Consider the following 13,840-nt stretch of genomic DNA (forward strand, 5'->3'; position numbering starts at 1 on the left):
CGGCCCGGGCCAGTGTCTGGAACGCCATGGCCCGTACAGTTTCGGACATGACCACGATCGCGCTCGCCGCCACCGAAGGCATGCTGCATTTCGAGCTCGGCATGGCCTGTGAGGTCTTCGTCCGTGATCCCACCGGGCTGGCGGACCCGTGGTATGACCTCGTGGTCTGCGGTCCGGGGCCGGTCGGGATCGGCAGGTTCCGGATGGATCCCGACGACGGGCTGGACCGGCTGGTTCGCGCCGACACCGTGATCATCCCAGCCGTGGAAGACATCGACACGGAGCTGCCGGCCGAGCTGATCGACGCCGTCCGGGCCGCCCACGCGGCCGGCGCTCGGATGGTGTCCCTGTGCACGGGTGCGTTCGTGCTGGCCGCCGCCGGGGTGCTCGACGGGCTGCGCGCGACCACGCACTGGGCACACACCGAGGCGCTGGCCGCGCGCTATCCACGGGTGCGGGTCGACCCGGACGTGCTCTACGTCGACAACGGCAACGTGCTTGCCTCGGCCGGCAAAGCCGCCGCGATCGATCTGTGCCTGCACCTGATCCGGCGCGACCACGGATCGACGGTCGCCAACGCCGTCGCGCGTCGCCTGGTCGTGCCGCCGCACCGGGCCGGCGGGCAGGCCCAGTTCGTCACCACCCCGGTGCCCGCGCGCGACGATCATCCGCTGGGCAACCTGCTGCCGTGGGCGATGGAGCGGCTGGACCGTCCGCTGACCGTGGAAGACCTGGCCCGCCAGGCGAACATGAGCTCACGCAACCTCGCCCGCCACTTCAGGTCGGCGACCGGCACCACCCCGCTGCAATGGCTGTCGACGCAGCGCATCCGGCGGGCCCAGGAACTGCTCGAGAACACCGACAAGAGCATCGACCTCATCGCCGAGGCGGCGGGCATGGGAACCGCCACGACGCTGCGCCGGCAGTTCAACCGCACCGTCGGGGTGCCGCCGGACGCCTACCGGCGTACCTTCCGGAGCTGATCTTGATCTTGTGGCTCGGGCGGGCCGCTGCTGATGTTGTACGCGTTCTTCGCGGCCACCACGGCCGGCTGGACGTCTTGCGGGTCGACGCCGTGCACGTTGAGCGGCGGGTGCAGGCGCCGCACGAGCTCGGCCTCGATGGTCTCCGGCTCCGGGTCTTCGGCCCAGGTCAGGCGCAGGTTCGCGTGCATCCAGGCGGTCAGCCGGGTCTCGTCCTCGGGGATCAGGACGACACGGTCGGTCCAGGTCGTCTCGTAGCCCTCGGAATCGAGCAGCCCGACCAGGGTGCGGCGCAGCGTCGAACTGCCCGAGCGCCGCAGATGGTTGCGCAGGATCCGGCCCCGCAGGCTGCCCGCCCGGCCGAGGTAGATCAGCCGTAGCGACGGGACGCTCGCGTTCGGCGGCCCGGGCAGCTCGGGAAAGATCGACGGACCGGCCCACCAGGCATAGACGCCGCTGCCCCGGCTGAGTCCCTTGACCGCGATGTCGAGGCTGAACGGCCGGCCGGACAGCAGGCGCAGAGCCTCGTCGGTGCGGACGTCGTCGGGTCGCATTTCGGAAATATTCATCGGGGCAATGCTAGGCCCAGGATCGGATCTCGCCGGGTCCGCGTGCTGGACGTGAGCTCTTTGACGACGAGACCAGAGACGCCGCCGAGCGGGCCGGGTAGACCCTTCAGCGAGGTTGGAGCAGCCCGCTCTTGGCCAGAAACGCGCGCAAGGTCTGGTCGTCGTCGGCGGACATCAGGCGGCGCGGGATCACGGTCGCCGGCATCCGGCCCACGTGCACGATCCAGAACTCCGGGGTTTCCGTTACCTGGGTGACGCCGTCCCAGGCGATGCCGCCGGATTCCGTACCACTGCGCATCATGATGTTGTCGTCTGTGATGTCATAGCCGCCCTCGACGGCGTAACGGCCGGAGCGGCGGCGGGCCCGCAACCGCACCAACGGCGAGTAGAGCATCGCCAGCACGCCACCCACGATCATCGCGATGAACAGCGGCGAGATCTGCTCGGCCCAGCCGAACCCCTGCGTGACGGCGAGACCGATCACCCCGAGCGCCGCCAGCACCGCACCGACGTAGCCGTATTTGCGCAGCCCAACGGCGCCGAGCGCGGCGGCCACGCGGCCCGGGTAGGCCGGATCGGCCGGGACGTCAAAACGGATGTGCACGGTTCGAACGATAGTGCCCACCCGTGTGTCAGCGCTCGTGTCAGCTCCGTGGCGGGGGCATGTCAGGACGGCCGCCGATAGTCGTTGGCATGACGAACAACAGCCACGCATCGGAGAGCATCATGCAGAAGTTCGACACCACCAGCCCGATCTCCGCCGTCCTCGACATCCCCGCCGGACGCGTCCAGTTCATCGCCGCGGACCGGGCCGACACCACGGTGCGGGTCCAGCCCGCGAACGCCGCGAAGAGCAGCGATGTGAAGGCGGCGCAGCGAACCACGGTCGACTACCGCGACGGCGTCCTGCGGATCGTCGACGAGACCGCGAAGCACAAGATCATCGGCTCCTCGGGGTCCGTCGAGGTGACCATCGAGCTGCCCGCCGGCTCCGGCGTCGAGGCGAAGACGGCCGCCTTCGAGGTCCGCTCCATCGGCCGGCTCGGCGATGTCGTCTTCGAGGGTGCCTACCGCGAGATCAAGATCGACGAAGCAGCGAGCGTACGCCTGACCGCGGTCGACGGCGACGTCGAGATCGGCCGGCTGGGCGGCCCGGCACAGATCAGCACCGCACGGGGTGCCATCCGGATCGCCGAGGCCGTGCGCGGCACGGTCGTGCTCAGCACCCAGTCCGGCGACATCTCGGTCGGCGCCGCTGCCGGTGTGTCGGCCGTGCTGGACGCCGGCACCGGCTACGGCCGCATCAGCAACGCCCTCAAGAACGACGGCACGGCCGAACTCGACATCCGCGCCACTACCTCGCACGGCGACATCACCGCCCGCACCCTTTGAGAGCCGCAGAGCAGCGACGGGCCTTCCGCGACCGAGATCCTGTCGGTCGCGGCAGGCCCGTAGGCTGCGGCGTCGTGAACGTCTTCAGTCCGGGCGCGGTCGTAGACCGTCGTGAAGTGCTGCATGGCCGGCCCTGGGTGGTGACGCCGGTGCGAGTCGTCGAGGACACCCACGACGAGCTGGCGGTCTTCCTCGCCGAGGGGACGCCGTTGTTCTTCCCTGATCATCCGTTCGGCGCCCACCCGTGGAGCGCACGCGAGCGGTGGGGGGAGACCAGCGTGCTCCAGGTGCAGCGCCCTGGCGATGCGCATGCGGTCTGGGGATTCTTCGAGCAGGGTGCCTTCACAGGCTGGTATGTCAACTTCCAGGCGCCGATGCGTCGCTGGTCGCACGGCTTCGACACCGTCGATCACGGCGTCGACATCTGGATACCTGGTGGCGGCCCGGACTGGCAATGGAAGGACCGCGACGATGTCGCCGACCTGGTGCGCGCCGGCCGGCTGACGGCGGCGGAGGCCGATGACGTGTGGGCGGAGACCGACAAGGTCGCGCAGGCGTTGGATCGGGGCGAGCGTTGGTGGAGTCGTTGGGACGGCTGGACGCCGGAACCGAACAGGCGCTAGCCGAGGGTGAGGTAGGCGAAGCCCATCAGGTCGCGGTGGCCGCGTAGCCAGATCGCGCGTTGGTTGTCGAGTTTGGAGCGCAGCTCGGCGGCCGCCTCGTGATCGGGGTTGGCCAGTAGCCATTCTTCCGCGTCGGCGGCCAGCCCCGACTCGAACTCCTCCCACTCGCCGCGGGTCACGGTTTCGATCCGCAGCGGGCGGAACCCGGCCGCGACCACCCGGTCGACCAGCCCGGGCAGATCATCGCAGTCGGCGGCGGTGATGCCCGGCCACATCCGCGCCAACCGCTCCGGTGGCGGCGGCTGCTCCCAGAACTCGGCGGCGAACAGCAGGCGGCCGCCCGGGTTGACCAGGCCGCGAAGCACGCTCAGGGCGGCGGAGATGTCGCCGAAGGCCTGGTAGGCGCCGATGTTGAGGATCAGGTCGGCGCCCGTGGCGTGGTCGGCGGCCGGCCCGTCGATGAAGGTGACCCGGTCGGACAGGCCGCGCGCGGCCGCGTTGGCCCGGGCCCGGACCAGGTCGGGAGCGTGTGAGTCGACGCCCACGCCGGTCGCGTCGGCCGCCGCCGTCAGCACCCGCAGCAGCAGCTCGCCCCAGCCGCAGCCGAGGTCGAGCACGGTGGCCGGCCCGCGGCCGGCCAGGGAGAGGGCGAGGCGGTCGGCCCGGGCCGCCGACAGCGGGCCGTTGAAGTCGAGGCGGACACCGGTGCCCAGCGGGGGAGGGTCGCTCATCGTCGGCACGCTAGCCAACGCCGCCGGCCACCGCCACGGATTTACCGGCGTAGGTGGAACCGGCGCCGGAGCAGGTCGGCGGCCGTGCCCCAGAGTCCGCGGCGGAAGACCAGGACCACGACGACGAACAGGCCGCCGGTGACCAGGCCGACCGACTCGAAGCCCGCGAAGGAGAGCCAGTCTTCCAGGCGCACCAGCAGCCCGGCGCCGAGCACGCCGCCCCACAGGGTGCCGATGCCGCCGAGGACGACCATCACGACCGCCTTGCCGGATGTGGTCCAGTGCAGGGTGTCGAGGGTGACGAAGCGGTGTGCCATCGCGAACAGCCCGCCGCCCAGGCCGGCCAGGAACGCCGACAGCACGAACGCCAGCAGCTTGTAGCGGTGCACCGGATAACCGAGCGCCCGGGCCCGGGCCGGGTTGTCGCGGATACCGACCAGCACCCGACCGAACGGGGAGTTGACGATCCGCCACGCCGCCCACAATCCGAGCAGCACGATCGGCAGCGCCGCGTAGTAGAAGTAATAGGCGTCGGTCAGGTCGAGGCCGAACAGCTCGCGCGGCACGCTCTGCAAACCGTTCTCGCCACCGGTCAGGCCGCGCTGGTTGTTGGCGACGTAGTAGATGAGCTGCGCGAACGCCAGCGTCACCATCGCGAAGTAGATGCCGGTCCGGCGCACCGCGAGATAGCCGATCGGCACCGCCAGCGCGGCGGCGGCCAGCGCGCCCGCCAGCACCGCGACCGGGAACGGCACGCCGGCGTGGATGGCGACGAGCCCGCTCGCATAAGCGGAGGTGCCCCAGAAGGCGGCATGGCCGAACGAGAGCAGGCCGGTGAAGCCGAGCAGCAGGTCGACCGCGACCGCGAACAGCGCCCAGCAGAGGATGTCGACGGCGACCGCCGCGTAGAGGCCGTTGGGCAACCAGACCGCGACCGCCAGGCCGGCGGCGAGCAGGGTCCAGCGCACCCAGCGGGGGGCACCGGTCGCGGCGCGCACCAACGAAGGTTTCCGCATCAAAACCGTCACGCCGGTGCCTCCTCACGGCCGAACAGGCCGGCCGGCCGCCAGAGCAGCACGATCGCCATGATGACGAAGACCGACGTCTGCGCCACGATCGGCCATCGGTCCAGATAGGACTCGCCCCAGGCCTGCACCAGACCGATGCCGAAGCCGGCGGCGACCGAGCCGAAGATGGACCCGAGGCCGCCGATCACGACCACGGCGAACACGACGATCACCAGGTCGGCGCCCATCAACGGGTTGACCGCCCGCATCGGCGCGGCGAGCACCCCGGCCAGGCCGGCCAGCGCGATGCCGAAACCGAACACCGGCGTGACCCACCGCCCGACGTCGATGCCGAGCGCGCGGGTCAGCTCCGGGCGCTCGGTGGCCGCCCGCACCACCATTCCGATCCGGGTGTGCCCGAGCAGCCACCAGACCGCGACACAGGCCACCACCGCGAAGACCAGAACGAAGACGCGGTACGCGGGGAAGTCGAACAGTCCGAAGTCGACGGTGCCGACGAGCAATGCCGGCGTGCCGTACGGACTCGATTGGGTCCCGTAACGCATTTTCACCAGGTCTTGCAGCACCAGCGTCAAGCCGAAGGTGAGCAGGAAGTTGTAGAGCGGGTCGAGCCGCGCCAGTGGATGCACCAGCGCCCGCTCGACGCCCATGCCGAGCACGCCGAGCGCCAGCGGCACGATCAGCAGCGCCCACCAGAACGGCACGCCGAACTCGGTCAGCAACAGGTAGGCGCCGACCGCGCCGAGCATGTAGAACGCGCCGTGCGCGAAGTTGACGACCCGCAGCATGCCGAAGATGACCGACAGGCCGAGGGCGAGCAGGGCCAGAAAGGCCCCGCTCACCAGCCCGTCGAACGTGTGTTGAAGGAAAGCGCTCATAGCTTGCAGTCGGCCGACGGGGTGCGGAAGGCTTCGGCGGCCGGGATGGTCTTGAGGATCTTCACGTAGTCCCAGTCTTCGGTGACCTCGGCCGGCGCCTTCACCTGGGCGAGGTAGGCGTCGTGGATGACCCGGTGGTCTTCGGCCCGGATCTTCCCGTTGCGCAGGAACACGTCGTTGATGCTCTTGCCCTCGAGTTGCTTGACCACCGCGTCGGCGTCGTCGGTGCCGGCCGCCTGCACCGCCTCGAGATATTGCAGCGCCGCCGAATAGTTGGCCGCGTGCGCGAACGTCGGCCGCGAGCCGGTCTCCTTGAGGAACCGGTCGGCGAAGGAACGGTTCTCCGCGTCGAAGTTCCAATACCAGGCATCGGTGTACGTCGTGCCGGCCAGCGCGGCCGGGGTCAGCGAATGGATGTCGGTGAGGAACATCAGGCCGACCGACAGGCCGACGCCTTTCTCGCGGAGCTTGAACTCGTTGTATTGCTTGACCAGGTTGACCAGATCGCCGCCGGCCTGCATGGTGCCCAGCACGTCGGGCTTGGGGTTGAGCGTGGGCGCCTTCAGCAGGAATGTGGAGAAGTTGTCGTTGGGGAACGGCGTCGCGTCGCGCCCCACAATCTTTCCACCGGCGCCGGTCACCGCCGCCGAGAAGCTCTTCTCCATGTCCTGGCCGAACGCGTAGTTCGGGTAGACGATGTACCAGTTCTTCGCGCCCTGCTCGGTGACCGCCTTGCCGGTGCCGTTGGCGAGCATGTACGTGTCGTACGCGTAATGGAAGGTGTATTTGTTGCAGGCCTTGCCGGTCAGGTCGGTGGTCGCGCCGCTGATGTTGAAGTAGAGCTTCTTCTTCTCCTTCGCGACGTCGGCCACCTTGAGGGCCGCCGACGAGGTGGGCACGTCGAGGATCGCGTCGACGCCCATCCGGTCATACATCTCGGCGGCCTTGGTGTTGGCCACGTCGGGCTTGTTCTGGTGGTCGGCGGTCTCCACGGTGATGTCCTGGGTGATCGCGTCGTCGCCGTGCTTGGCCTTGAAGTCGGCGATGGCCATCTGCACGGCCTTCACCGAGTTGGTGCCCGACAGCGCCAGGTAGACGCCGGACTGGTCGTTGAGGACGCCGAGGACGATCCGGTCGCCGGAGAGCTTGCTGTCCGACGAGCCCTGCGGGCCCCCACCACCGCAACCGGAGAGCAGGAGCGCCAGGGCGGATGCCGCAGCCACAGTGCCACGCTTATTCATGAGCCGCCTCCAAAGGATTCAGATTCCGAGGTACGCGAGCAGTTCGCCTTCGCGCTCACGGACCTCGTCGTTGCGGAGCGTCTCGACCACCCGGCCCTCGGCGAGAAGGTGATGGCGGTCGGCGACGCCGGTGGCGAAGCGCAGGTTCTGTTCGACCAGCAGCACCGCGGTGCCCTGGTCGCGCACCTGCCGGAGGATGTCGGCGACCTGACCGACCAGCAGCGGCGACAACCCCTCGGTGGGTTCGTCGCAGAGCAGCACCCGGGCGCCCATCCGGAGCACCCGGGCCAGGGCGAGCATCTGCTGCTCGCCGCCCGAGAGTTGGGTGGCCGCGGCGGCGCGGCGCTCGTGCAGCACCGGGAACGCCTCGTAGACCTTGGCCAGCGGCCACGGGTCCGGGCCGACCGCCGGCGGGAGGGTCAGGTTCTCGGTGACGGTGAGCGAGGCATAGGCGCCGCGGTCGTCGGGCACCCAGCCGAGCCCGAGCCGGGCGCGGCGGTGGGCCGGGAGCGGGCCGAGGTCGCGGCCGTCGAGCGTCACGCTGCCGCGCTGCCCCGGGTGCAGCCCCATCACGCAGCGCAACAACGTCGACTTGCCGGCGCCGTTGCGGCCGACCAGCGTGACCACCTCGCCGGGCGCGACGGTCAGCGCCACGTCGCGCAGCACCGTGGCCTCGCCGTACCAGGCGCGCAGCCCCTCAACCCGCAACATCGGCCGCTCCCAGGTAGGCGGTGATCACCCGCGGGTCCGCGCGGACCTCGTCGTAGGGGCCTTCGGCCAGCACCCGGCCGGCCTGGAGCACGGTGACCCGGTCGGCGAGCCGGCCGACGACGCTCATGTTGTGCTCGACCAGCACCACCGTGCGGCCGGCGCGGACCCGGCCGACCAACTCGACGGTGCGGTCGACGTCTTCCAGGCCCATCCCGGCCGTCGGCTCGTCGAGCAGCAGCACGTCGGGCTCCAGGGCCAGGGCAAGGGCCAGTTCCAGAGCGCGTTTCCGGCCGTACGGGAGTGCGTCGGACGGCACCTCGGCCAGCTCTTCGAGGCCGACCATGGCGAGCAACTCGTCAGCGCGTTCGCGGTAGCGGCCGAGCAGCTTGGCCGACCGCCAGAACTGCCAGCCGAGCCGGCCACGTCCCTGTAGCGCCAGCTCGACGTGCTCCCGCGCGGTCAGTTGGGGGAACAGGCTGGTGATCTGGAACGAACGGGCGACGCCGAGGCCGGCGATCCGCTCCGGCGGCAGCCCGGTGATGTCGCGGCCGGCCACCTCGATCCGCCCGGATGTCGGTTTCAGGAACCCGGTCAGCAGGTTGAACAGCGTGGTCTTGCCGGCGCCGTTGGGCCCGACCAGCGCGTGCACGGTGCCGGCCGCGACCGCGAGGTCGACGCCGTCGACCGCCCGGAACCCACGGAAGTCACGGGTCAACATGTGGGTGGACAGCACCGGTTCCACACCCTGGTGACGCATTGGGGAAACGTACGAGGGATGAGTGTTGGTCGATATGTCGATGAGCCACATAAACCGACCGGGATCGATGGTTGCCTGCTGGTGGGGTTTCCCCTACCGACAGCGCGCCCCGGGACGCGGGACAATGGCACGTGATGGACTGGGAAGAGCGGATCAGAGCGGCGCGCGAGACGGGTCTGCGTGGGCTGCTGCTCGCGCTGCGCTCGCTCGGCGTCGGGCTCCCGCTCGTCATCGCCACGGTCATCTCGATCGCTCTGGTGCCGCTGGGGGTCGGCTTCTGGCTCACGCCGCGCGCGCTGGGTGCCGTCCGACGGTTCGCCGACGAGCAGCGCGAGCGCGGTCGTTCCTGGTCCGGCGTCCGGGTCGACCGGCCCTACCACGGCCCGGTCCGCGGGCTGCGGCCGCTCGGGCAGGCGGCGACCTGGCGCGATCTGCTCTGGTTGGTCCTCAACATCCCGATCGGCACGGCTCTCGGCCTGGTGCCGGTCGCCCTGACCGCGTGGTCGGCGCTCGGCCTGGTGATCGCCCCGGTCGCGGTCGCCGGTGGCGCCGAGGGCGAGTTCTGGCGGGTCGCCGTCGGCATCGGGCTGGTGACCCTGGCCACTCTGGTGATCCTCGCGCCGGCGATCCTCGAGCTGCACGCCCTGTTCAGCGCCGCCCTGCTCAGCCCCGCCCGGCGTGACCTGGAAGAGCGGGTCGACCGGCTGGAGGAGATCCGGGCCGACGCGCTCGACGCCAGCGCCGCCGAGCTGCGCCGGATCGAGAAAGACCTGCACGACGGCGCCCAGGCCCGCATCGCCGCCCTCGGCATGACCATCGGCCTCGCCGAGCAACTCGTCCGCAGCGACCCGGCCAAGGCCGAGGCGCTGCTCGCCGAGGCCCGCGACACCAGCGGCCAGGCGCTGGCCGACCTGCGCCGGCTGGTCCGCGGCATCCACCCGCCGGTGCTCGCCGAACGCGGGCTGGTCGAAGCGGTCCGGGCGCTCGCCGTGGTGCTGCCGGTGCCGACCACGGTCGATGCCGACGCGGGCGTGCGCGCCGCCGCGCCGATCGAGGCCGCGCTCTACTTCGCCGTCGCCGAGGCGCTGGCCAACGTGGCCAAACACAGCGGCGCCGGGCGCGCGTGGGTCACCGTCCGCGCGCCGGGCGGGTGCCTCGTCGTCGAGGTCGGCGACGACGGCATGGGCGGCGCCGACGCGCCATCGGAAGGCGGGCTGGCCGGAGTACGCCGCCGGCTCGGCACCTTCGACGGCCGGCTCGTGGTGGCCAGCCCCCGTGGCGGCCCGACGGTGCTCACCATGGAGGTGCCGTGCGGGTCGTGATCGGTGAAGACCAGGCGCTGCTCCGCGACGGCCTGGCCCGGATACTCACGGCGTACGGCGAGACCGTGGTCGCCGCCGTGGGCACCGCACCCGAGCTCCGGGAGGCGATCGCCAGCAGCGAGGCCGATGTCGCGATCGTCGACGTGCGGATGCCGCCGAGCTTCACCGACGAGGGCCTGCGGGTGGCCACCCAGGCCCGGTCGCGGGTGCCCGGCTTCCCGATCCTGGTGCTCTCCCAGCACGTCGAGGTGCTCTACGCCCGCGAGCTGCTCTCCGACGGCCGGGGCGGGCTCGGCTATCTGCTCAAGGACCGGGTCGCCGACGTCGCCCGGTTCGTCGAGGCGGTCCGGATCGTCGCCGGCGGTGGCACGGTGCTGGACCCCGACGTGGTCGCCGATCTGCTCACCCGGCGCGGTCGCGAGGAGTCGATCGCCCGGCTCACCCCGCGCGAGCGCGAGGTGCTGCGGCTGATGGCGGAGGGCCGGGCCAACGCCGGCATCGCGAGCCGGCTCGGCGTGACCGAGAAGGCCGTCAACAAACACATCAACAACATCTTCGGCAAGCTCGGGCTGGTGCAGGACGGCGACGACAACCGCCGGGTCCTGGCGGTGCTCAACTATCTGGAGTCGCCGTAGGGGTGACCGTCGGCGAGTGACCACCATGGACGCTCGAACCGGCGTACGCTGACGGGCCGTGACCGATACGTATACCGTTTCGCGGTCGATCGACATCGCCGCGCCCCCGGCTCGGATCTACGAGAAGATCGCCGATTTCCACAACTGGCCACAGTGGTCCCCGTGGGAAGACATGGACCCCGACATGAAGCGCGAATACTCGGGTGCGGAGTCGGGGCTGGGCGCCGCCTACGCGTGGTCCGGCAACAACAAGGCGGGCAAGGGCCGGATGGAGATCGTCGAGGCGTTCGAGCCCGGCGAGGTCAAGATCGACCTGGCCTTCGAGAAGCCGTTCAAGTCGCGCAGCGAGATCCGTTTCGTCGTGCGGCCGGAAGGCGACGGCGCCCAGGTCACCTGGACGATGGTCGGCGTGAAGACCGTGATGACCCGGATGATGTCGGTGGTCAAGTCGATGGACGCGATGATCGGCCCCGATTTCGAGAAGGGTCTCGGCCGGTTGAAGACGACTACCGAGAGCTAGGCTGCCCACGCTGTCGGTAGCCGGATCGTCACCGTCGCGGTGATGCCGTCGACGTGGGTGGCGAGGTCGAGGGAGTCGGTGAGGGCGGCGGCGAGCCAGAGGCCGCGGCCACCGGGCACGTGCGGGTCGGGCTTGCGCACCTGCGGCGGCGTGGTGGCGCCCCCATGGTCGGTGACGTGGCAGGTCAACCTGACCCGGTCGACCTCGAGATCGAGATGCCCGGTGCCGCCGCCGTGCTCGACCGCGTTGATGGCGAGCTCGTTGACAGCGGTGACGAAATCATCGAAACGGTCGCCCGTCAGCCCCTGGGCATGCAGGTGGGCGGCGAGGGCTTTACGCAGGCCAGACACGGTGCCGGCGGTGAAGTCGGCGGCCAGCGGGCGCGCGGGGGCCGGCTCCTTGTCCTCGCTCACCGGCTCACCTCGTATCCGCGTCGGAGAGGTACATACCCCGGCCAGGCGGCACATAGACCTCGCCTTGGTCAGCTGTTGTCCCGGTAGCTGCTGACCGCCAGCCTGAACAGCGGTTCGTCACCCGCCCAGGCGGCGTCGTCGGTGAACCAGGAGAGCGCGGTTCCGGTGACGATGACCCGTCGGGCCTGCTCCGGTCCGGGTGCGGCGTCGCGGTCGACGGCCAGCGTCCGGGTCCCGCCGGGGTCGCGGAAGCAGACCGCCTCCCCGGCCGGGAAGCGCGCCCAGGTCGACGGCACGGCCACCGTGAAGCCGGTCGGGTCGTCGTGCCAGGTCCAGCCGGGCGGCAGCGCGTTGGGCTCGGCCCCGCCGCCGATCGGGGTGGCGCTCGCCCGCGCCTGCGGCGCCAGGCAGGCGTGCGCCACGGGTGACGGCGCCGGCTCGTCGGCCTGCCCGACCGCCGCGGCGGTCCCGGCCGACGCCAGACTCAGCGCGGCGGCCACGACGAGCGTGGCCCGCCAGCGGCGCTGTTTGCCCGGTCCGCCGCTGGAGGCGGGGTCGACGGTGGTCCACCGGCGGGGCCGTTTGGTCGGTCCGTCGCTGGCTGCGGGTTCGAGGGCGGCCAACTCGCGGGGTCCTTTGCCCGGTCCGTCGCTGGCGGCTGTGGCCCACCGGCGGGGTCGTTTGCCTGTTTCCCCGCCGGTGGATGCGATGACGGTGGCCCGACCGCGGGGTCGTGTCCTCGGCTCCTCGCTGGCGACCACCTCGAGCAGCCGCCGCGCCTCGGCCGCGTCGGCGCGCTGCCGCGGGTCCCGGTCGAGCAGTCGCAGGATGACCGGAGCGAGGGCTCCGGCCCGGGTCATCGGGTCGGGCGGGCCCGCCGCGAGCGCCGTCAGCGTCGCCACGACGGTGGGCCGGTGGTAGGGCGAGACGCCCTCGACGAGCGTGTAGAGCGTCGCCCCGAGCGACCACAGATCGCCCTCCACTGTGGACACGCCGTGCCGGGCCGTCTCCGGGGCGACAAAATCGGGCGAACCGAGGACCTGGTCCGGCACGGTCACCCCGCCGTCGGCCCAGACCGCCAGGCCGAAGTCGGTCAGCACCACCCGGTCGTCGTCGGCCAGGAGCACGTTCTGCGGCTTCACGTCGCGGTGGATCACGCCCGCGCGGTGTGCGGTCTCCAGCGCGGCCAGGATGTCCAGGCCGATCCGGGCCGCCTCGTGGGGATCGAAGGGGCCGCGCTCGTCGATGACCTCGTGCAGCGCTTTCGCGGGGACGTACTCCATGATGATCCAGGGTCGGTCCGTGCGCACGATATCGAGGACCGCGACGACGTTGGGGTGGCACAGCCGGGAGGCGGCCCGGGCCTCGCGCAGGCTGTCGCGCCAGCGGTCGGCGGCGCTGTCGGCGGGCAGCCACGGCGGGGTCAGGATCTCCTTGATCGCGACCGGACGGCCCAGGACCCGGTCTTCGGCCCGCCAGACCCGGCCCATCCCGCCGGAGCCGATGACCTCATGGAGGACATATCGGTCGGCGAGCACGGATCCGGCGGTCACATCAATGCTTCGAGGCCGACGACGCCGCGGATGGGTCGGAGTAGCGTTGGTCACTATGCGGAGTTTGTCCGTCACGGTGCAGCAGCGCCTGGTCAACCCGGTCGTCCGGCTGGCGTGGCGCGCGCGGCTCCCGATCCCCGGCGACGCGCTGCTGGAGACGACCGGGCGGCGCACCGGGCGGCTCCGCTACACGCCGGTGTGCGACGGGCTCGACGGCGACGTCTTCTGGCTGGTGTCCCAGCGCGGTCGTGCGGCCGACTGGGTGCGCAACCTGCTGGCCGACCCGCGGGTGCGGGTCAAGGTGGGCGGTGGGCGCGGCGCGGCCTGGCGGGCCGGCACCGCGCGTATCGTCGACGCCGACGACCCGCGCGAGCGCCTGCGGACGATCGGGCGGGGCGGTCTCGCGCGCCGGCTCTGCGTGTGCACCTCCGCGATGAGCGACACCGACCCGCTGACCGTCCGCGTCGACCTCGATCCACTGTAG

Annotated in this window: 17 protein-coding genes; 7 read left to right on the top strand and 10 right to left on the bottom strand. The window is 71.1% G+C overall.

The window, feature by feature from the left end; translation table 11 throughout:
* The first annotated feature begins 47 nt into the window (after nt 1-47).
* Nucleotides 48-983, top strand: a complete 936-nt coding sequence (locus DFJ67_RS30370; protein WP_116071355.1) for a helix-turn-helix domain-containing protein — start codon at nt 48-50, stop codon at nt 981-983.
* On the opposite strand, the gene DFJ67_RS30375 is transcribed toward DFJ67_RS30370, so the two are convergent.
* Together DFJ67_RS30375 and DFJ67_RS30380 are read right to left on the bottom strand one after the other, a co-directional pair.
* The gene (locus DFJ67_RS30375) at nt 959-1,552 is read right to left on the bottom strand and encodes a GIY-YIG nuclease family protein (protein WP_116071357.1); all 594 of its coding nucleotides are present in this window, start codon (nt 1,550-1,552) and stop codon (nt 959-961) included. The genes DFJ67_RS30370 and DFJ67_RS30375 overlap by 25 nt on opposite strands.
* A gap of 106 nt (nt 1,553-1,658) precedes the next feature.
* Nucleotides 1,659-2,156: a YcxB family protein gene (locus DFJ67_RS30380; protein ID WP_116071359.1), complete on the bottom strand. Its 498-nt coding sequence runs from the start codon at nt 2,154-2,156 to the stop codon at nt 1,659-1,661.
* Nucleotides 2,157-2,245: 89 nt separating this feature from the next.
* Here DFJ67_RS30380 and DFJ67_RS30385 point away from each other — a divergent pair, with 89 nt between their 5' ends.
* Both DFJ67_RS30385 and DFJ67_RS30390 read left to right on the top strand, forming a co-directional pair.
* The gene (locus DFJ67_RS30385; RefSeq protein ID WP_308442479.1) at nt 2,246-2,944 is read left to right on the top strand and encodes a DUF4097 family beta strand repeat-containing protein; all 699 of its coding nucleotides are present in this window, start codon (nt 2,246-2,248) and stop codon (nt 2,942-2,944) included.
* Nucleotides 2,945-3,018: 74 nt separating this feature from the next.
* Nucleotides 3,019-3,567, top strand: a complete 549-nt coding sequence (locus tag DFJ67_RS30390) for a ribonuclease FAU-1 family protein (protein WP_170216056.1) — start codon at nt 3,019-3,021, stop codon at nt 3,565-3,567.
* On the opposite strand, the gene DFJ67_RS30395 is transcribed toward DFJ67_RS30390, so the two are convergent.
* From DFJ67_RS30395 to DFJ67_RS30420, 6 genes are read right to left on the bottom strand one after another with little or no spacing between them, the layout of a single operon-like run.
* Nucleotides 3,564-4,298, bottom strand: coding sequence for an SAM-dependent methyltransferase (locus DFJ67_RS30395; RefSeq protein ID WP_116071363.1), 735 nt, complete (start codon nt 4,296-4,298; stop codon nt 3,564-3,566). The two genes, DFJ67_RS30390 and DFJ67_RS30395, sit on opposite strands and share 4 nt — an antisense overlap.
* Before the next feature lie 41 nt (nt 4,299-4,339).
* On the bottom strand, nt 4,340-5,314 hold the full coding sequence (locus tag DFJ67_RS30400) for a branched-chain amino acid ABC transporter permease (RefSeq protein ID WP_116071366.1): 975 nt from the start codon (nt 5,312-5,314) through the stop codon (nt 4,340-4,342).
* 8 nt (nt 5,315-5,322) lie between these two features.
* Nucleotides 5,323-6,204, bottom strand: coding sequence for a branched-chain amino acid ABC transporter permease (locus DFJ67_RS30405; protein ID WP_116071368.1), 882 nt, complete (start codon nt 6,202-6,204; stop codon nt 5,323-5,325).
* A complete protein-coding gene (locus DFJ67_RS30410) occupies nt 6,201-7,445 on the bottom strand; it encodes an ABC transporter substrate-binding protein (RefSeq protein WP_203783172.1) in 1,245 nt (414 codons plus the stop codon). The genes DFJ67_RS30405 and DFJ67_RS30410 overlap by 4 nt, the downstream gene beginning before the upstream one ends.
* 18 nt (nt 7,446-7,463) lie before the next feature.
* Nucleotides 7,464-8,156: an ABC transporter ATP-binding protein gene (locus DFJ67_RS30415; protein WP_116071372.1), complete on the bottom strand. Its 693-nt coding sequence runs from the start codon at nt 8,154-8,156 to the stop codon at nt 7,464-7,466.
* Nucleotides 8,143-8,913 carry an ABC transporter ATP-binding protein gene (locus DFJ67_RS30420; protein WP_116071374.1) on the bottom strand — a complete coding sequence of 257 codons (771 nt, stop codon included), beginning with the start codon at nt 8,911-8,913 and terminating at the stop codon, nt 8,143-8,145. Before DFJ67_RS30420 ends, DFJ67_RS30415 begins: the two co-directional genes overlap by 14 nt.
* Before the next feature lie 134 nt (nt 8,914-9,047).
* On the opposite strand from DFJ67_RS30420, the gene DFJ67_RS30425 reads away from it, so the two are divergent.
* The 3 genes from DFJ67_RS30425 to DFJ67_RS30435 are packed head-to-tail and all read left to right on the top strand — an operon-like array spanning nt 9,048 to nt 11,390.
* On the top strand, nt 9,048-10,235 hold the full coding sequence (locus DFJ67_RS30425) for a sensor histidine kinase (protein ID WP_116071376.1): 1,188 nt from the start codon (nt 9,048-9,050) through the stop codon (nt 10,233-10,235).
* Nucleotides 10,223-10,870 carry a LuxR C-terminal-related transcriptional regulator gene (locus DFJ67_RS30430; RefSeq protein ID WP_116071378.1) on the top strand — a complete coding sequence of 216 codons (648 nt, stop codon included), beginning with the start codon at nt 10,223-10,225 and terminating at the stop codon, nt 10,868-10,870. The genes DFJ67_RS30425 and DFJ67_RS30430 overlap by 13 nt, the downstream gene beginning before the upstream one ends.
* 58 nt (nt 10,871-10,928) lie before the next feature.
* Complete coding sequence (locus DFJ67_RS30435; RefSeq protein WP_116071380.1) at nt 10,929-11,390, top strand: SRPBCC family protein; 462 nt, start codon at nt 10,929-10,931, stop codon at nt 11,388-11,390.
* On the opposite strand, the gene DFJ67_RS30440 is transcribed toward DFJ67_RS30435, so the two are convergent.
* Entirely contained in the window at nt 11,387-11,803 is a 417-nt protein-coding gene (locus DFJ67_RS30440) for an ATP-binding protein (protein ID WP_170216057.1), read from the bottom strand. The two genes, DFJ67_RS30435 and DFJ67_RS30440, sit on opposite strands and share 4 nt — an antisense overlap.
* A 68-nt stretch (nt 11,804-11,871) precedes the next feature.
* Nucleotides 11,872-13,356, bottom strand: coding sequence for a serine/threonine-protein kinase (locus DFJ67_RS30445; protein WP_116071384.1), 1,485 nt, complete (start codon nt 13,354-13,356; stop codon nt 11,872-11,874).
* A 55-nt stretch (nt 13,357-13,411) separates the two neighbouring features.
* Between DFJ67_RS30445 and DFJ67_RS30450 the strand changes: the two genes are divergently transcribed.
* A complete protein-coding gene (locus DFJ67_RS30450) occupies nt 13,412-13,840 on the top strand; it encodes a nitroreductase/quinone reductase family protein (protein ID WP_116071386.1) in 429 nt (142 codons plus the stop codon).

Source organism: Asanoa ferruginea (genome assembly GCF_003387075.1).
In the GTDB taxonomy this organism is placed as follows: domain Bacteria; phylum Actinomycetota; class Actinomycetes; order Mycobacteriales; family Micromonosporaceae; genus Asanoa; species Asanoa ferruginea.

Coding starts and splice junctions, on each gene's coding strand:
- DFJ67_RS30370 (WP_116071355.1), top strand. CDS start 48: ATGACCACGATCGCGCTCGCCGCCACCGAAGGCATGCTGCATTTCGAG.
- DFJ67_RS30375 (WP_116071357.1), bottom strand. CDS start 1,552: ATGAATATTTCCGAAATGCGACCCGACGACGTCCGCACCGACGAGGCT.
- DFJ67_RS30385 (WP_308442479.1), top strand. CDS start 2,246: ATGACGAACAACAGCCACGCATCGGAGAGCATCATGCAGAAGTTCGAC.
- DFJ67_RS30395 (WP_116071363.1), bottom strand. CDS start 4,298: ATGAGCGACCCTCCCCCGCTGGGCACCGGTGTCCGCCTCGACTTCAAC.
- DFJ67_RS30400 (WP_116071366.1), bottom strand. CDS start 5,314: ATGCGGAAACCTTCGTTGGTGCGCGCCGCGACCGGTGCCCCCCGCTGG.
- DFJ67_RS30405 (WP_116071368.1), bottom strand. CDS start 6,204: ATGAGCGCTTTCCTTCAACACACGTTCGACGGGCTGGTGAGCGGGGCC.
- DFJ67_RS30410 (WP_203783172.1), bottom strand. CDS start 7,445: ATGAATAAGCGTGGCACTGTGGCTGCGGCATCCGCCCTGGCGCTCCTG.
- DFJ67_RS30415 (WP_116071372.1), bottom strand. CDS start 8,156: ATGTTGCGGGTTGAGGGGCTGCGCGCCTGGTACGGCGAGGCCACGGTG.
- DFJ67_RS30420 (WP_116071374.1), bottom strand. CDS start 8,913: ATGCGTCACCAGGGTGTGGAACCGGTGCTGTCCACCCACATGTTGACC.
- DFJ67_RS30425 (WP_116071376.1), top strand. CDS start 9,048: ATGGACTGGGAAGAGCGGATCAGAGCGGCGCGCGAGACGGGTCTGCGT.
- DFJ67_RS30450 (WP_116071386.1), top strand. CDS start 13,412: ATGCGGAGTTTGTCCGTCACGGTGCAGCAGCGCCTGGTCAACCCGGTC.